Annotated in this window: 20 protein-coding genes; 5 read left to right on the top strand and 15 right to left on the bottom strand. The window is 65.1% G+C overall.

Annotated features, from left to right (window positions below):
• A partial coding sequence (locus tag CAG41_RS25385) for a contractile injection system protein, VgrG/Pvc8 family (RefSeq protein ID WP_256582656.1) occupies window positions 1-300 on the bottom strand: 300 nt, incomplete at its 3' end.
• Window positions 301-530: 230 nt separating this feature from the next.
• Between CAG41_RS25385 and CAG41_RS25380 the strand changes: the two genes are divergently transcribed.
• The 4 genes from CAG41_RS25380 to ligD all read left to right on the top strand — a co-directional run bounded on the left by CAG41_RS25380 (window position 531) and on the right by ligD (window position 5,479).
• Window positions 531-881, top strand: coding sequence for a hypothetical protein (locus CAG41_RS25380; protein WP_139833037.1), 351 nt, complete (start codon window positions 531-533; stop codon window positions 879-881).
• Window positions 881-1,945, top strand: coding sequence for a hypothetical protein (locus CAG41_RS25375; protein ID WP_085641263.1), 1,065 nt, complete (start codon window positions 881-883; stop codon window positions 1,943-1,945). The genes CAG41_RS25380 and CAG41_RS25375 overlap by 1 nt, the downstream gene beginning before the upstream one ends.
• Before the next feature lie 186 nt (window positions 1,946-2,131).
• Entirely contained in the window at window positions 2,132-2,965 is an 834-nt protein-coding gene (locus CAG41_RS25370; RefSeq protein ID WP_085633656.1) for a Ku protein, read from the top strand.
• A gap of 33 nt (window positions 2,966-2,998) precedes the next feature.
• Window positions 2,999-5,479, top strand: coding sequence for a DNA ligase D (ligD, locus tag CAG41_RS25365; protein WP_085695244.1), 2,481 nt, complete (start codon window positions 2,999-3,001; stop codon window positions 5,477-5,479).
• 5 nt (window positions 5,480-5,484) lie between these two features.
• On the opposite strand, the gene CAG41_RS25360 is transcribed toward ligD, so the two are convergent.
• From CAG41_RS25360 to CAG41_RS25335, 6 genes are read right to left on the bottom strand one after another with little or no spacing between them, the layout of a single operon-like run.
• Window positions 5,485-6,156, bottom strand: a complete 672-nt coding sequence (locus CAG41_RS25360) for a glycosyltransferase family 2 protein (protein WP_085641259.1) — start codon at window positions 6,154-6,156, stop codon at window positions 5,485-5,487.
• Entirely contained in the window at window positions 6,153-6,764 is a 612-nt protein-coding gene (locus CAG41_RS25355; protein ID WP_085707616.1) for a class I SAM-dependent methyltransferase, read from the bottom strand. Before CAG41_RS25355 ends, CAG41_RS25360 begins: the two co-directional genes overlap by 4 nt.
• The gene (locus CAG41_RS25350) at window positions 6,761-7,519 is read right to left on the bottom strand and encodes a PIG-L deacetylase family protein (protein ID WP_085707615.1); all 759 of its coding nucleotides are present in this window, start codon (window positions 7,517-7,519) and stop codon (window positions 6,761-6,763) included. The genes CAG41_RS25355 and CAG41_RS25350 overlap by 4 nt, the downstream gene beginning before the upstream one ends.
• A complete protein-coding gene (locus CAG41_RS25345; RefSeq protein WP_139834996.1) occupies window positions 7,516-8,553 on the bottom strand; it encodes an acyl-CoA dehydrogenase family protein in 1,038 nt (345 codons plus the stop codon). Before CAG41_RS25345 ends, CAG41_RS25350 begins: the two co-directional genes overlap by 4 nt.
• Before the next feature lie 41 nt (window positions 8,554-8,594).
• Complete coding sequence (locus tag CAG41_RS25340) at window positions 8,595-8,927, bottom strand: hypothetical protein (RefSeq protein WP_085707614.1); 333 nt, start codon at window positions 8,925-8,927, stop codon at window positions 8,595-8,597.
• A 57-nt stretch (window positions 8,928-8,984) separates the two neighbouring features.
• Complete coding sequence (locus tag CAG41_RS25335) at window positions 8,985-9,842, bottom strand: SDR family oxidoreductase (protein ID WP_085707613.1); 858 nt, start codon at window positions 9,840-9,842, stop codon at window positions 8,985-8,987.
• Window positions 9,843-10,063: 221 nt separating this feature from the next.
• Here CAG41_RS25335 and CAG41_RS25330 point away from each other — a divergent pair, with 221 nt between their 5' ends.
• Entirely contained in the window at window positions 10,064-10,288 is a 225-nt protein-coding gene (locus CAG41_RS25330) for a hypothetical protein (protein ID WP_085583951.1), read from the top strand.
• A gap of 25 nt (window positions 10,289-10,313) precedes the next feature.
• On the opposite strand, the gene CAG41_RS25325 is transcribed toward CAG41_RS25330, so the two are convergent.
• The 8 genes from CAG41_RS25325 to modA all read right to left on the bottom strand — a co-directional run bounded on the left by CAG41_RS25325 (window position 10,314) and on the right by modA (window position 15,480).
• Window positions 10,314-10,580, bottom strand: coding sequence for a hypothetical protein (locus tag CAG41_RS25325; RefSeq protein WP_085707612.1), 267 nt, complete (start codon window positions 10,578-10,580; stop codon window positions 10,314-10,316).
• Between the two features lie 95 nt (window positions 10,581-10,675).
• Window positions 10,676-10,921 carry a hypothetical protein gene (locus CAG41_RS25320; protein WP_085583947.1) on the bottom strand — a complete coding sequence of 82 codons (246 nt, stop codon included), beginning with the start codon at window positions 10,919-10,921 and terminating at the stop codon, window positions 10,676-10,678.
• Window positions 10,922-11,155: 234 nt separating this feature from the next.
• Window positions 11,156-11,386, bottom strand: a complete 231-nt coding sequence (locus CAG41_RS25315; RefSeq protein ID WP_085583945.1) for a hypothetical protein — start codon at window positions 11,384-11,386, stop codon at window positions 11,156-11,158.
• A gap of 131 nt (window positions 11,387-11,517) precedes the next feature.
• Window positions 11,518-11,748 carry a hypothetical protein gene (locus tag CAG41_RS25310; protein ID WP_085583943.1) on the bottom strand — a complete coding sequence of 77 codons (231 nt, stop codon included), beginning with the start codon at window positions 11,746-11,748 and terminating at the stop codon, window positions 11,518-11,520.
• Window positions 11,749-11,839: 91 nt separating this feature from the next.
• Window positions 11,840-12,874: a DNA topoisomerase IB gene (locus CAG41_RS25305; protein ID WP_085583941.1), complete on the bottom strand. Its 1,035-nt coding sequence runs from the start codon at window positions 12,872-12,874 to the stop codon at window positions 11,840-11,842.
• 74 nt (window positions 12,875-12,948) lie between these two features.
• The gene (gene modC, locus CAG41_RS25300) at window positions 12,949-14,028 is read right to left on the bottom strand and encodes a molybdenum ABC transporter ATP-binding protein (protein ID WP_085583939.1); all 1,080 of its coding nucleotides are present in this window, start codon (window positions 14,026-14,028) and stop codon (window positions 12,949-12,951) included.
• 3 nt (window positions 14,029-14,031) lie between these two features.
• Complete coding sequence (gene modB, locus CAG41_RS25295; protein ID WP_085583937.1) at window positions 14,032-14,712, bottom strand: molybdate ABC transporter permease subunit; 681 nt, start codon at window positions 14,710-14,712, stop codon at window positions 14,032-14,034.
• Window positions 14,713-15,480: a molybdate ABC transporter substrate-binding protein gene (modA, locus tag CAG41_RS25290; protein WP_085583935.1), complete on the bottom strand. Its 768-nt coding sequence runs from the start codon at window positions 15,478-15,480 to the stop codon at window positions 14,713-14,715. It abuts the gene before it with no gap.
• Between the last annotated feature and the right edge of the window lie 164 nt (window positions 15,481-15,644).

The raw sequence follows: 15,644 nt of genomic DNA, 5'->3' as shown, positions 1-15,644 counted from the left end.
CAGGTAGGCGAGCTGCGGCACCAGGCTCAGGCTGTAGCGGGTAAGGGTGCGGCCGGAGTCGCCCTGCTCGATGCGGTAGACGAGGCCGTGGATCTTGCCTTCGCCGGTGGCGCCGAAGGTGAGGACGCCGGGCTTGTGCAGCAGCTCTTCGAGGGCGAGGTCGGGGCGGGCGCTGACCAGTTCGATGTCGAAGCAAAAAGGTTGGTTGAGGGCTTCGCGGCCAACGAAACTCACGACCTGGAGATCGTTAGAAACGCCTTCAAGGTTCAGGGTGATGTGCGTCGCGTTGGCATCCAGCATGCCTTGGGCTCCTTCCTGGTGCCGCATGGCGCAAGGCCGTGCGGGTCTGAATCCATTCATGAAACGGCGCGGCTTCCGGCCCGGCTGACGAGAGGCCGAGGGGGCATGGCGGTGAGCGGAGGCCGGGCTGCCGGGGCAATCAATACGACGGAATCAAGATAGTCTGCAAAATGGCCGGATGCCACTATTCTGTAGTGCTTAAACGGAGCGTGGAACGGAATCCTATGATCATGCGCAAAGAACAAATGGACGCTTTCCGGCTTTCTTCGATCGACAACTTCAAGCAGAGGGCGCGTACGCGGCTGGAGCCCTTTTACGCCGACCGTATCCAAGCCTTGGGAACCCAGTCCCTGGATGCCTTTATCGACCAGGAGTTCGAACGGGCGAAGCGTTACCGTGCCATGACCGAAATGCAGTTTTTCACCTTCATCGAGTGCGCACTGTATTACGGGGCAGGGTTCATCGAGGCGGAGCAGAACTGGTGGGCTAAGGACTTTCTGGTCGTGGCGGACATTGACCCAGGCAGGCGCTACGAAATGGTCAGGCAGTACGCCGATTTGCGCTGTGGGGGGATGCTCTGATGTGTCGCGTCAAAGCCAACTCACCGGAAGACAAACCGATCGGCTCGATAATTGAGCCTTGTGAAAAAACGGGTGTTCTGTGTATTCGCGTATATGACGACAAGGATCAACTGGTCGATGGTGTCTTCCTGAGAATCCGCGAGGAACAAAGCACCGAGCACACCGAGTTCGAACTGAACAGCAGCGAGGAGGGCTCGTTTGTATCCCAGCCGACTCGGTATTTTCAGAAAGGCGGGTTACCTGAGGGGAACTACGAAGTGTTTTTGGTGAAGAAGGCCGGGATGGAGTTCAGCCCGACCCGCAGCACCAATAAGTTCGAAATTGTCCCCGGTTGTCACAGTGTCATCGACCTGGCTTTCATGCCGGAGATACAAGGTTCAATTCAGGATTTTATCGACATCCCGATCTTGGAGAACCGGGAGCTGATGTCTCAGATGGAGGCCGACATTCCGGATGATGCAACAAAGATGTATTGCAGCGATCAATGCATCGATTTTCCTACTCTGCTGGAACGGCTAAACCAGAATACGCCAAGCGAAAACAGCGAGATTACGCTTCTGGGGGTTCACCACATCATGCCGTTCAGTATCTTCAATGAACTGCGTACGGCGTTCGACGTGGTCGACTATTCGCGCACATCCACACGCCTTGGCGTCAGTCCGGTGGATTTGGACAGTTTTTTGGGCGGGATGCACGACAAAGCAATGCAAGTGGTCTTCCTGGTTCCCCCGAAGCCTAGGTCACAACCTCACAAACGTACCTCGCAGGAATTTATCTGGTACAACGAAAACCCGGTTTGCAAAGCGCATGTGACCTTTGTTTTCGGTTCCTACAACGTTGTTTCTCAAGAGAACATTGATCTTTATCTCAAAGGCGACGATCAGAGCACACGAAAAAGACATCTGTTCCGGCAATACGCCCAAAGCCTGAAGCCTCAGCCTCCATGCCCGGAGGAGACGAGGGAAAGATTCAGGCTGGCCCGAGAAGAGTTCGAGTCATACAAGAATCTGCTTGCTCACGTGGAAGCAAACGACGGCGAGGAGATTGATATCGATTCGCTTTGAGTCGGTGCCGAAGTACATCACTTGCTGTCATTTGCCGCCGTCTGGCTTGCAGGCCGGATAGAGGATGTCCTCCGCCCGCATTCTTTTTGAACTCCCGGTTCACCGCAGCGCTCAACCCAACAAGCTGCTCCCCAAACCCATTTCCCGCGAGCGGCTACAGACCGGTTCAGCCGACAGGAGACCGACATGGCCCGCGCGATCTGGAAAGGTGCGATCAGTTTCGGACTGGTGCACATCCCGGTGTCCTTGAGTTCCGCCGTCGTCAGCCAGCGGCTGGATTTCGACTGGCTGGACAAGCGCAGCATGGAGCCGGTCGGTTACCGGCGGATCAACAAGGTCAGCGGCAAGGAAATCGACAAGGACAACATCGTCAAGGGCATCGAGTTCGAGAAAGGCCGCTACGTGGTCATCAGCGAAGACGAGATCCGCAAGGCCCGGCCCGAGGCGACCCAGACCATCGACATCTTCTCCTTCGTCGCGGCCGACGAGATTCCTCTCCAGCATTTCGACACGCCTTACTACCTGAGCCCGGACCGGCGCGGCGGCAAGGTCTATGCGCTGCTGCGCGAAACGCTGACGGCGTCCGGCAAGGTCGCCCTGGCGCGGGTGGTGCTGCATACCCAGCAACACCTGGCCCTGCTGCGCCCGCTGGAGGATGCGCTGGTGATGATCACCCTGCGCTGGCCCGACGAGGTGCGCAGCCTGGAGGGCCTGGAACTGGATGCCAGCGTCACCCAGCCCAAACTGGACAAGAAGGAACTGCAGATGGCCAAGCGCCTGGTGGACGACATGAGCAGCCATTGGGAGCCGGAGCAGTACCTGGACGATTTCAAGGACACCATCATGGCCCTGGTCGAAGAAAAGGCGAGCAAGGGCAAGATCGCCACCGTGGCCGCGCCGGAATCCGCCGCCGAGCGCAAAGAGACCAACATCGTCGACCTGACCGAACTGCTCAAGCGCAGCCTGGGCGGCGGCAAGGCCAAATCTGCGCCCAAACGCACGCGCCGCAAGGCGTCGTAGCGGGACAGTCACCCAGGATCGTGGAGCCGCGCCATGGCCAAGTCCCTGACGGAATACCAACGCAAGCGCAACTTCGACGCCACCCCGGAACCGGCGGGCAAGCAGGCGCGCGGCAGCAAGGCCAAGGCGCTGCAGTTCTGCATCCAGAAGCATGACGCCAGCCATTTGCATTACGACTTCCGCCTGGAGCTCGACGGCACGCTCAAGAGTTGGGCGATTCCCAAAGGGCCTTCGCTCGATCCGTCCGTGCGGCGGCTGGCGGTGCATGTCGAAGATCATCCGCTGGACTACGCGACGTTCGAGGGGCACATTCCCGAAGGCCATTACGGCGCCGGGGACGTGATCGTCTGGGATCGCGGCGTCTGGATGCCGGAAGGCGATCCCCATGACGGCTACGCGAAGGGCAAGCTACGGTTTCACTTGCAGGGGGAAAAGCTCTCGGGAGCCTGGAACCTGTTCCGCACCCGGCTGGCGGGCAAGAAGGAGCAGTGGCTGCTGGTCAAGTCCGATGACGATCAGGCCCGGGCCGAATCCGACTACGACGTGCTGGAGGCGCGCCCGGACAGTGTCTTGAGCGACCGCACGCTGATCGCGGAACCGCCGAAAGCGGCCGCCGCCAAGCCTAAGGGCAAGGCCGCCCCTGCTTCGGCGCTGCCGGCGTCGCTCAAGCCCGAGCTGGCCACGCTGGTGGATTCGCCGCCCGCCGGCGACTGGTGCTACGAGATCAAGTTCGACGGTTACCGCATGCTGGCCCGGATCGACGGCAAACAGGTGAAACTGTTCACCCGCAGCGGCCTGGACTGGACGGCGAAAATGCCCCGCCAGGCCCGGGCGCTGGCCAGGCTCGGGCTGAAGTCCGCTTGGCTGGACGGCGAGATGGTGGTGATCGGCGATGACGGCATCGCGGATTTCCAGGCGTTGCAGAACGCGTTCGATGAGCAGGCCGATGCACGTATCGTCTATTACGTCTTCGATGCGCCGTTCCTGAATGGCGAGGATCTGCGTGACCGTCCCCTGAAGGAGCGCCGCGCTGCGTTGCAAGCCGTGCTCACGGATGAAAAGGCCCCGGAGCTGCGTTACTCCGAGTCCTTCGACCAGCCTGTCGCGTCCTTGCTGGCGAGCGCCTGCGACATGAAGCTCGAAGGGTTGATCGGCAAGCGGGCCGACAGCCCCTATGTCAGCCGCCGAAGCCCCGACTGGATCAAGCTCAAGTGCAGCCAGCGGCAGGAATTCGTGATCGTCGGCTACACCGAGCCCAAAGGCTCCCGCAGTGCCTTCGGCGCTCTGTTGCTGGCCTTGCACGACAAGGACAGCGGCACCTTGCGCTACGCCGGCAAGGTCGGCACCGGGTTCAGCGCCACGACGCTGCAGCACATTCACTCACGCCTGAAGCCGTTGACGGTGAGCGGCAGTCCATTGAAGAAAACCCCGGCCGGCATTTCGGCCCGTGAGGTGCATTGGGTCAAGCCGCAACTGCTGGCCGAAGTCGCTTACGGCCAAATGACCCGTGACGGCGTGGTGCGCCATTCGGTGTTCCATGGCTTGCGCGACGACAAGCCCGCCGACACCGTGGCAGCGGAACGCCCGGCGCCGGCGCCGGCGAAGGCGAAAGCCAAGGGCCGCCCGGCCGACGGCCGCTGGCACCTGACCCATCCCGACCGCATCGTCGACGCCAGCAGCGGCGCCACCAAGGGCCAGGTCGCCGAGTATTACGCCCAGGTGGCGGACTGGATCCTGCCGCACCTGGCCCAGCGCCCGGTGGCCCTGGTGCGCGCGCCGGACGGCCTGGCCGGCGAACTGTTCTTCCAGAAGCACGCCGCGCACCTGGCCATTCCCGGGCTGCGTCAGTACTCGAAGGCTGAGGCGGGGCAGGTGGCGATCGTCATCAATCAACTGCCGGCGCTGATGGGTGCGGTGCAGATGAATACGCTGGAGCTGCACACCTGGAACGCCACGACCAAGGACTTCGACAAGCCGGACCGGCTGATCCTCGACCTCGACCCGGATCCCGCGCTGCCCTGGAAGATGATGGTCGAGGCCACCGGCCTGACGTTGACCCTGCTTGATGAACTCGGCTTGCAGGCGTTCCTCAAGACCAGCGGCGGCAAGGGCATGCACGTCGTGGTGCCGCTGGTGCGCCGGGCGGGTTGGGATGAGGTCAAGGCCTTCAGCCAGGCCATGGTTCAGCACCTGGCCGCGCTGTTTCCCGAACGGATCTCGGCGGTCTCCGGGCCGAAAAACCGTGTGGGCAGGATCTTCATCGACTACCTGCGCAACGGCCGGGGCGCCACCACCGCCTGTGCTTATTCGCTGCGGGCCCGCGAGGGGCTGCCGGTGTCCGTGCCGATCCACCGCGATGAGCTGGCGGACATCAAAGGCGCCGGACAATGGACCCTGTTCAATCTGGCGCAGCGGTTGGGTGAGGTGGAAGACCCTTGGGCCGGGTACGGCGACGTGCGCCAGTCGATCACTGCGGCGATGCGCAGACAACTGGGTCTCAAGAAACAGGCATGAAGCGGCTAGCCTGAGCCGGCTTCTTCGCCGCGCACCAGGCTTCGCAGGTAGCCGGCAAAACCGTCCCGGGCCCGCCCCTCAAGGCGAGCGCTGGTGACCACCCGCGGCCTCTGGCTCCAGGAGATGCTGGCGCCCGACCGCTCGAAGTCTTTGACCAGGCACACGTCCTCGTCCACCGGCAGATGCTTGAACCCGCCGGCCCGCAGGTACGCCACGGCGCAAAAGCCCAGGTTGGCGCCATGAATGTGGCGATGGTTCTCCGCGTGGGTATAGGCGTCGGCGTAGCGCTGCCGGATCGCCAGGCCGATCCCGCCCCAGTCGCGCACATGCACCGTGCCGCAGACCATGTCCGCTTCGAGCGACAACTGGGCCACCAGCCAGTCCGGTGCCACTTCGCTGTCCGCGTCGGTGCAGGCGATCCAGCGTGCGCCCAGGGCGATCAAATGGCTGACGCCGACACCCCGGGCATAACCGACATTGCGGGCGCTGACGCTCAGGCATTCGACGCCGGCATCTGCGGCGATGGCGCCGCTGCCGTCGACGCAGTCATCGAGCACCAGCAGAACCTGCACGGTTTCCCCGGCCAGGCCAGGATGGCATGCCGCCAGGCACAGGGCGCGCAGGCAGTCGGCCAGCAGCGCTTGCTCATTGTGGGCCGGCACCACGACCCCGATCATGGCGCGCGCTCCGTCAAGCCCTCGCGGTCAGCGACGGACAGCTCGTTGCCTTCCCAGACCTCCAGCAGAAAGTCCGCTTCCTCGTGGCGCACCGAACGGTTCAGGTGCAGGTGTTCGTGCAGGCACGCATGCACCTGGTCGCCGGTCTGCGGGCACACCGCCACCGGATGCCGCCAATGGCAGGCGAGCAGGGCACCATCGGCGGTGAGCGCGGCCCTCACCCGCTCGACCATCCGGCGTAGATCCGCAGCGTCGAGGTAGTAGCCCAGTTCGCTGATGACGATCAGGTCGAACGCGCCGCCGGGCCATTGGTCCGGCACACGGGCCTGATAGGCGCGGGCATGGCCGGCGTCCTGCAGGCGCTCGGCCGCAAGCTTGACCGCGAGGGCCGAGACATCGCAGCACAGCAGCCTGTCGCAGCGCTGCGCCAGCCTGACGCTCAGCTCACCGTTTGCGCACCCGGCCTCGAAACCGCGGCGGTAGCGGTGTTGCGGCAGCGCGGCGAGGGCGATGTCGCGCTTGCGTCGTTCGTACCAGCGTTCACGCATGGACCAAGGATCGGGGTTGCGGCTGAACAGATGGTCGAAATAGGCATTGGCGACGCTCATAGAAACACCACTTCAAAGTCGTGCAACAGACGCTCCAGGGTTCGGGGCGTCAGCACGGGAGGGTTGCCCGATGCCGGATCGGGTTCGGTCTGGCTGACGAAGGCCTGCACCGCATGCCGCTTGCGCGCCAGGGCCGCTTCGTCCATGAGCACCTTGCGGGCGCGTCGCCAGGGGATGCGCGGATCTTGTGCAGAGGCCCAGTGCCAGGCCCAGATGGGTACCTCCAGCAAGCGTGCGCCGATCTGTCTCGTCGCGGCGGCACTGGCGCGGCCGACGGCTTCATGGTCGCAGTGGCCGTCGTGGCGCCAGGTGGTGAAGACGGTGTCGCCGGGACGCAGGCAGTCCAGCAGGACGTTCGTCAGCGCCTGTTCATGGCGCGCGACGGCGGTGTCGGGAAAGCCGCCATGCAGCCATGTCATCCGCTCGTGCGGGACGCCGAGACGGGTGAGGGCCTGCGCGCATTCCTGCCGACGGGTCGCCCGCAGACGTTGGGGCGTCCACCAGCGGGAATCGGGATGGCTGGCTTCTCCGTCGGTCACCGACACCAGCAGGATGTGCCGGCCTTCACGGGCGAGCGCCTGCAGCAGTCCGCCGCAGCCCAGCACTTCGTCGTCCGGATGGGGCGAAACGATGACCGCGCGCGATCCGTTCGGCACCAGCGCCTGCGCCTGGACCGACGCGACCTCGGCGAGCCGGCGCGACGCCTGCCAGGCCTCGGGCGAGGTGCCTTGTCCCGTGATGGGGTTGGCGCTCATGGCATCCAGCTCCCCGGCCGCTCGCGGGCCACGACCGCGCCCAGCGCCGCGCGGTCGCGCTCGGCGTGGCTTTGCCGCAAGTACACCGGCAGGTCGCACAAGTGGCGGGCCAGATGGGCATCGCGGCAGTAGGGGGTTGCACCCAGTGCCCGTCCCACGTGGCTGATCACCTGTTCGGCGCTGTGTTCGCACTGGGCCCGCAGGCGTTGCGCGGGGAGCAGGGCGTCTGCGGTGGGGTGGCGGTCTATCCAGTGCGCCGTGTCGCGCAGCAGGTTGGCGGCGCAGTGGAGCGAATAGTCCACCGCGCCCAGGTGGGCCAGGCCGTGGGGGTCTTCGCTGCGGGTGCAGTGCTTGCGCAAGGCCTCCGCGATGACTTGCGCCGACCCGAACCAGCAGGCGGCGATGCCGGCGCCGCCGTGCCAGAAGCCGGCCCGCGCCAGATAGCCGCCCGGCGGGCCGACCGGATGCGCCTGCGCACCGTCGAACTGCACCTCCACGCTTTGCGTGGCCGCCATGCCGACGGCTTGCCAGCCGTTGCCGGTGACGTGCACGCCCGGCTGATCGAGCGCGACCGCCACCAGTTGCTGCTGGCCCGCCGGGTTCCAGGCCGTGACCAAGGCGTGGCTGACGGTCGCGGCGCCGGAGCACCAGGCCTTGACGCCCTGCAAGTGGACGAACCCGCCGGGGTGGGCTGTCCGGACGGTGACCCGCGCCTGCGGCGGCTCCGCCGCCCACATGCCCCACGTACTGCCTGAGGGGATGGCCGGCGCCGCCCAGTGACGCATGATCGCCAGCGCATCGGTGTGGCCCTCGTAGAGCTTGCACAGGCTGAGGTCGAAGGCCGCCACCCGCGCCAGGGCTTGCCAGCGCAGCAGCGTGTTGCCCTGTCCCGGCAGGGGCAGGTCATCCAGGCCGCTGCGGCACAGCGTCTGCAAGACGTGCGCCAGCGCCTGGGGCGTCAAGGTCGGCGGCAGCGTTTGCGCCTGCAAGGCGGCCACCAGGTCGGATAACGAAAAGCGGTGGGGTTCACTCATGTCCGTTTCTCTCTCACTCGGCGCGGCGGGCCGGCTGTGGCTCAGCGCCCGGTGAGGAGCAGGACAGGCTCGTGGGTGATCGCCTGACGGGGTTTTCCTGCGGTCAACGGTCGGGGACGCTCGGACGGTGCGACAGGCTCGGCAAACGTTTCGTTCACCAAGCGAAGATGCTCCTTGGCCTCCTGAAACTTTTCTTCGGCCTTGTTGCGCAGCTGGTGGTACTGCTCAAAGGTGTCGACGTTCGGGCGGACGTCGGCGATCAGCGCGAAGGCCTCTGCATTCAGGGCATGGGCCTGGCGGATCAGGCGCTGGTTCTGTTCCAGGGCGAACTCGCGGCAAGCGCGGGTCTGGGTGTGCTGGCGGGGACTGGGCATGATGCGTTTCCTGATGGGCGAAAGTGGGAGGGCGGGCCGGCAGGCCGGCATGGGGATCTACAGGATCGGCTTGCCTCCGGTCACGCCTAACCGCGAGCCGGACACGTAGCTGGACTCGTCGCTGGCCAGCAGCACGTAGAGCGGCGCCACCTCCACCGGCTGCCCCGGACGCCCCAGCGGGGTGTTGTCGCCGAAATGCGTCACCTTGTCCGGCGGCATGGTGGACACGATCAGCGGTGTCCAGATGGGGCCGGGCGCAACGCTGTTGACCCGGATGCCTTGCTCGCCCAGCAATTGGGCGAGGCCTGCGGTGAAGTTGGCGATTGCGCCTTTGGTGGTGGCGTAGGCGAGCAGGGTCGGGTTGGGCGCATCGGAGTTGATCGAACTGGTGTTGATGATCGAGCCGCCCGCCGGCATGTGTGGCACCGCGGCCTGGCAGAGGCGGAAGATCGCCGTGATGTTCACATCGAACGTCATCAGCCATTCTTCGTCGCTGATGTCGGCCAGCGTGGGGTGTGTCATCTGGTAGGCGGCGTTGTTGACCAGAACGTCGATGCGGCCGAAGCGTTCCACCGTGCGGGCGACGATGTCGAGGCATTGCTGCTTGCGGGCCAGGTCGCCCGGCAGCAGCAGGCATTGTCGGCCGGCCTGCTCGACCCAACGGGCGGTTTCCTGTGCGTCTTCGTGCTCGTCGAGGTAGGCGATCGCCACGTCCGCCCCTTCGCGGGCGAAGGCAATGGCGACCGCGCGGCCGATGCCGCTGTCGGCGCCGGTGATCAAGGCGGCCTTGCCGGTCAGCCGGCCCGCCCCGCGGTAACTTTGCTCGCCGCAGTCCGGTCGGGGATCCATCAGTGTTTGGCACCCTGGAACCGGTTGCGGCTGAGGCGGGAAGGGTGGGCGGGGATAAGCAGGCATGGCGGCATCTCCAGATGAACGACGGGGCGTGACGTTCCGTTCAATTGGGAGCCGGGCGGCGTGAATTAAGTTGAGAATTATTGGCAAAACAGCGACGGACGGTCGAGATGCAGTCCTGGGCTTTAGCGGATGCCGGAAAGCGAACACCGCACGTCGTGCATCGGGAACACCTGCCTCTGCTCGTGCCTCAACCGGTGAAACGGGCACAAGAGGGCAAGGCAATGTTCGATGAAACCAACAGAAAGAAAGCCATGGCCGAATGGCTGCACATGCTGCGTGAGGCAGAGATCAGGATGTCCGCACAGGAGCAGTATGACGAGCTGCTGAAAATGGCCGACGCCATGCAGGCAGAGGGATTGATCACCGGCCAGGAGTGGCGGCAGCTGACGCGCGATGCCGGGGTGGTCTTCGCCCAGACCCGAACGGATCTCGGCGGATGGGCCTAGGGCGGCAGCGGCAGGACGGTCTGACTCAGCTTCCGTCCTGCTGACTCCCTTCGTCCGACGATTCGGCGTCCTTTTTCTGGGCGTCCGGGTCGGCTCCCGAGTTCGATCCCGAGGCTTCCTCGCCTTTCTTGTCGGCCTTGTCGTCCCCGGCGGACGATCCGCCCTGGTTCAGGCCCGGCACGGCGCTGGGGGGGACGGCGGATTCTTGCGCGGCCTTCTCGGCCGCCATCGCGAACAGCGGGCAGGACGACAACAGACCGGCCAGCGTCAGCACCGTGATTTTTCTGTTCATGGGGCACCCCTTTTTTTCAGCCTCGGGCATACCGCGTTGGAACGCCGGGCGAAGGCAAAGGTGCGGGTCGGCTGACCGGCGGCAGGACGCGACCGTCAATGGAGATGGGAGGTTTGCCGCGACAGGACCATTTCCTGGAGGATTTCCCGGGCCAATCTGGTGATACCGGCGTCGTCCCGGTACTTCGCTCGGTCGATGCTGGCGATGGTGAACTGGTGGCCGTCCGGCCCTGTCACCTCGACGGACAGGCTGCCGTCCTCGTTGATCGAGCAGGCGACGGCGCACTGCGGGAGGCGATCCAGCAGCACGCTTTCGAGTTCATTCTTGTTCAGGGTGTCCATGTTCCGTTCATCTGCGCTGCCCACGGCAAGGTAAGGCTAGACGCTGAGGGGGCGATGTAAAGAGTGGCGCAATGATTCCATCGGGCCGGCCCATTTCGGCCGACCGTGCAGCAACAGCCGCGCTGCCTGGGCGGTCATGACCGCCGCCAAGCCATAAGGGTGCGGGTGTTGCCCCCGGGCTGACAAATTGCGCCGCCCGGTCAGGCATCCACGGGCGACATCTACACGCCCGGATCACCTGAACCGTGGCAACGGCCGATCCACCGGCTTGAGCGCCGACAGGGTGCTGCGGATCAGCGGCGTGTCCTTCTCGATGTCGTTCAGACGGTCGCGGATGCGCAGGGCGGTGGGGTGGCCGCCTTGGTGGTCGACCCAGTCGGCGATCTCTTTGCAGGCCGCCGCCAGGCGCGCCTGCCGCGCGTCGAGCAAGGTGAGGAGGGTGGTGATGGACTCTTTTTCGGACATGGAGCACCTCCGTTCATGAAACCGCTGCGCAGCAATGGAGAGTCAGCAAAAAAGCCCGCGACGCGCGAGCTCTCCGCCATGGGGCGCCGCTCCTTCAGCTGGTTTCAGTATAGACCCGCAAACGGGCGGCATCAGCCGCGGTTCTGGCGGGCCGGTAACGGTGAACTGGCTGCGTTGAGCCGGCGGCATTCGCGCCGGGCGTCTTCCTCAAGGTCGTAGCCGTCGCCGATGAATCCGCCGGTGCGCGTGTCGCAGATGCGGAACCAGCCGATGGCCTCGGCGGGTTCGTGCAGGCTTTCCCCGGCGCGCCGACCGTGGATGATGATCCGGTTGCAGCGCTTGACGATGAAAATGTCTTCCATGGCGTCACCACAGCGAATTCGTGTCAGATCAACTATAGAACCCTGTGCCGAACGTGCAAAAGACGGACAGGCCAGTTCGTCGGCCAGCGGCTCAAACCGCCTCCGTCATGCCTTCGCGTTCCAGGAACATCGCCAGCGCGACCTCATCGGCGCGCAGGCCCTTGCGCACCCGCGGGCGCGGCAGCCCGTTCAGTTCGCCGAGCATGAACCGCTCGATCAGCGCCGGGTGGATGTAGCACTTGCGGCACACCGCCGGCGTGTTGCCCAGCGCGCGGGCGACTTGCTTGATCATTTCCACGACTTGACGTTTGGCCTCGGCTTCGGACTCCCACCGCAGTTCACGCAGGATCGCCAGCGCCAGGGCGCTGCCGGCCCAGGTGCGGTAGTCCTTGGCGGTGAACTCCGCGCCGGTCAGGGCTTGCAGGCAGGCATTGACGTCGGAGGACGTGACGGTGTGCCGCTCGCCGTTTTCGTCCAGGTACTGGAACAGGTTCTGGCCGGGCAGCTCAAGGCAGCGTCGGACGATTCGCGCCAGGCGCCGGTCCCTGACGGTGATCCGGTGCTCGATGCCGCTCTTGCCGCGGAACTGGAACAGGATCGCGCTGCCGTTGACCTCGACGTGCCGGTTGCGCAGGGTGGTCAGGCCGAACGAGCGGTTGTCCCGGGCATACTGCGCATTGCCGACGCGGATCAACGTGGCGTCCAGCAGCGTGATCACGGTGGCCATGACCTTGTCGCGGCTGAAGCCGGGCGGCAGCAGCATGGCTTCCAGCCGTTTGCGCAGTTTCGGCAGCGCCAGGCCGAACGCGCGCAGGCGCCCGTACTTGTCGGCGTCGCGCACTTCCCGCCAGCGCGGGTGGTAGCGGTACTGCTTGCGGCCCCGGGCATCGCGTCCGGTGGCTTGCAGGTGGCCCTTGGCGTCGGGGCAGATCCACACGTCAAGGTAAGCCGGCGGTATCGCCAGGGCGTTGATCCGGCGGATCTCGTCGGCATCGGTGATGCGCCGGCCTGCCGGGTCGAAGTAGCAGAACGTGCCGCGCAGCTTTTTGCGGGTGATGCCGGGGCGGTTGTCATCAACGTAATGCAGGTCAGGGGGCAATGTGTCGGTTGGCACGGTCTCGGCCATGGCGGGCTTCCTGGTGACGGGTCAAGGGCTGTCATGGCGATTGACAGCGGGCCCCGTCCGTCGTGCCCGGCCGTTTACGCCAGCACAGCGACGGCCTTGATCTGTGCCCACAGCCGTTGGCCGGGGTGCACGCCCAGCTGATCCCGGGAAAACCGCGTGATCCGCGCCAGCAGCGGCGTGCCGCCGGCGTCCAGGCGGATCAGGACGTGCGCGGCGTTGTCCCCGGCCAGTTCGCTCACCACCGTGACCGGCAACCGGTTGAGGATGCTGCTGTGCTCCGGATCCTCTAGCGCGAGGCTGATGTCCCGGGCCTGCACCTTGCAACGCAGCGGCTGGCCGATGTCCATCGGCGCATGGGCCACGCGGATGTTCATCCGGGTGTTGGGCAACTGCAGGCTGAGCAATTGGTAGTTGGCGTCGTAGGCACTCACTTGGCCTTCGATCACGACGCCCGCATCGTCGCCCTGGGCCAGCGGCAGGTCGAGGCGGGCCAGGGTCTCGCCGATCGGCCCGCTGGCCAGGGCCCGGCCGTCGCTGAGCAGCACCAGGTGATCGGCCAACCGCGCCACTTCGTCCTGGGCATGGCTGACGTACAGCACCGGAATGTCCAGTTCGTCGTGCAGGCGTTGCAGGTAAGGCAGGATTTCGTTTTTGCGCTGGCTGTCGAGGGCGGCCAAGGGCTCGTCCATCAACAGCAGCTTCGGGCTGGTCAGCAGCGCCCGGGCGATGCCGACGCGCTGGCGTTCACCGCCGGACAGGTTCTGCGGATGCCGATCCAGCAAGTGGCCGATCCCCAGCAGTTCGGTGGCCTGGCGCAGATCGACCCGGCGCAGCGGCCGGGCGATGCGCTTGAGGCCGAACTGCAGATTGGCCAGCACCGACAGGTGAGGGAACAGGCTGGCCTCCTGGAACACGTAGCCCAGCGCGCGCTTGTGCGGGGGCACGAACAGGCCGTTGTCGCTGTCCTGCCAGACTTCGTCGTTGATCCGGATGAAGGCGTTCTCGGCGCGTTCCAGGCCTGCGATGCAGCGCAGGCAGGTGGTCTTGCCCGACCCGGACTGGCCGAACAGCGCCGTCACACCGCGGCCGGGCAAATGCAGGTCGACGTCCAGGCTGAAGCCTGCATAGGAGAGGTTCAAGCGCGCATCGATCATCCGTCAGCTCCAGCCGGCGCGGGTCTTGCGGCTGGAATAGAGCGCCAGCAGCACCAGGAACGAAAACACCAGCATGGCCCCGGCCAACCAATGGGCCTGCGCATATTCCATGGCCTCGACGTGGTCGTAGATCTGCACCGAAACCACGCGGGTCTTGTCGGGAATGTTGCCGCCGATCATCAGCACCACGCCGAATTCGCCGACGGTGTGGGCAAACCCGAGGATCGCGGCGGTGATGAAGCCAGGGCGGGCCAGCGGCAGGATCACGCTGAAGAACGTGTCCCAGGGATTGGCGCGCAAGGTCGCGGCCACTTCCAGCGGGCGGGTGCCGATGGCGGAAAAGGCGTTCTGCAGCGGCTGCACCACGAACGGCATGGAATACAGCACTGAGCCGACCACAAGGCCGGTGAAACTGAACGTCAGGGTGCCGAACCCCAACCATTGGGTGAACTGGCCGATGAAGCCGTTGGGCCCCAGCGCCAGCAACAGATAGAAGCCGATGACGGTCGGCGGCAGCACCAGGGGCAGGGCCACCACCGCACCGACGGGACCGCGCAGCCAGGAGCGGCTGCGCGACAGCCACAGGGCGATCGGCGTGCCGACCACCAGCAGGATCGCGGTGGTCAGGGACGCCAGTTTCAGCGTCAGCCAGATCGCCGCGAAATCGGCGCTCGTCAGCGACATTTACAGCTGATAACCGTAGGACTTGATCACCGCAGCGGCTTTCGGGCCTTTGAGGTAATCCACCAGGGCCTTGGCGGCGGCGCTGTCCTTGCCTTTGTTCAGGATCACCGCGTCCTGCTTGATCGGATCATGCAGGCTGGCCGGAACGATCCACACCGAACCGCTGCTGACCTTGCCGTCCTTGTAGATCTGCGACAGGGCGACGAAGCCCAGTTCGGCGTTGCCGGTGGACACGAACTGATAGGCCTGGGTGATGTTCTGGCCTTCGACGATCTTGGCCTTGGTGGCCTCGGTCAGTTTCAGCTTCTCCAGCACCTGGGTCGCGGCCAGGCCGTAAGGCGCGGCTTTCGGGTTGGCGATGGACAGGTGCTGGTACTCGTTCTTCTTCAGCACGTCACCCTTGGCGTCGACGTAACCTTCCTTGGCCGACCACAGCGCCAGGGTGCCGACGGCGTAGGTGAAGCGCGAGCCCTTGACCGTGTCGCCTTCTTTTTCGAGTTTTTCCGGCGTGGTGTCGTCGGCGGACAGGAACACTTCGAACGGCGCGCCGTTCTTGATCTGGGTGTAGAACTGGCCGGTGGCACCGTAGGCGGCCACCAGTTTGTGCCCGGTGTCTTTCTCGAAGTCGGCGGCGATGGCTTGGATCGGCGCGGTGAAGTTCGCCGCGACGGCCACTTGCACTTCATCGGCCTGGGCGGCGCCCACGGTGAAGACGGCGATCAGGGAAGCCAGGCAAGCGGGGGCAAGACGTGAGGCACGAATGGTCATGTAACAGCTCCGTGGTTGGCGTGTGCAGTGGGCAGTGGTTGTTGGAGGGGAACTGCGCCGATGCGAGGGGGATTCGCTATATAGGCGACTATATAGCGAAATGCCTCCAAACGGAATGCGTGATTCGGTGCCGGGCGAAGGGTTGGAGCCTCCGCCCGCCCCCG

The organism is Pseudomonas sp. B35(2017) (genome assembly GCF_002113645.1).
Taxonomy (GTDB): domain Bacteria; phylum Pseudomonadota; class Gammaproteobacteria; order Pseudomonadales; family Pseudomonadaceae; genus Aquipseudomonas; species Aquipseudomonas ekonensis.
The sequence above is the reverse complement of the archived record's forward strand: the minus strand, read 5'-3'. Positions and strand labels throughout refer to the sequence as shown.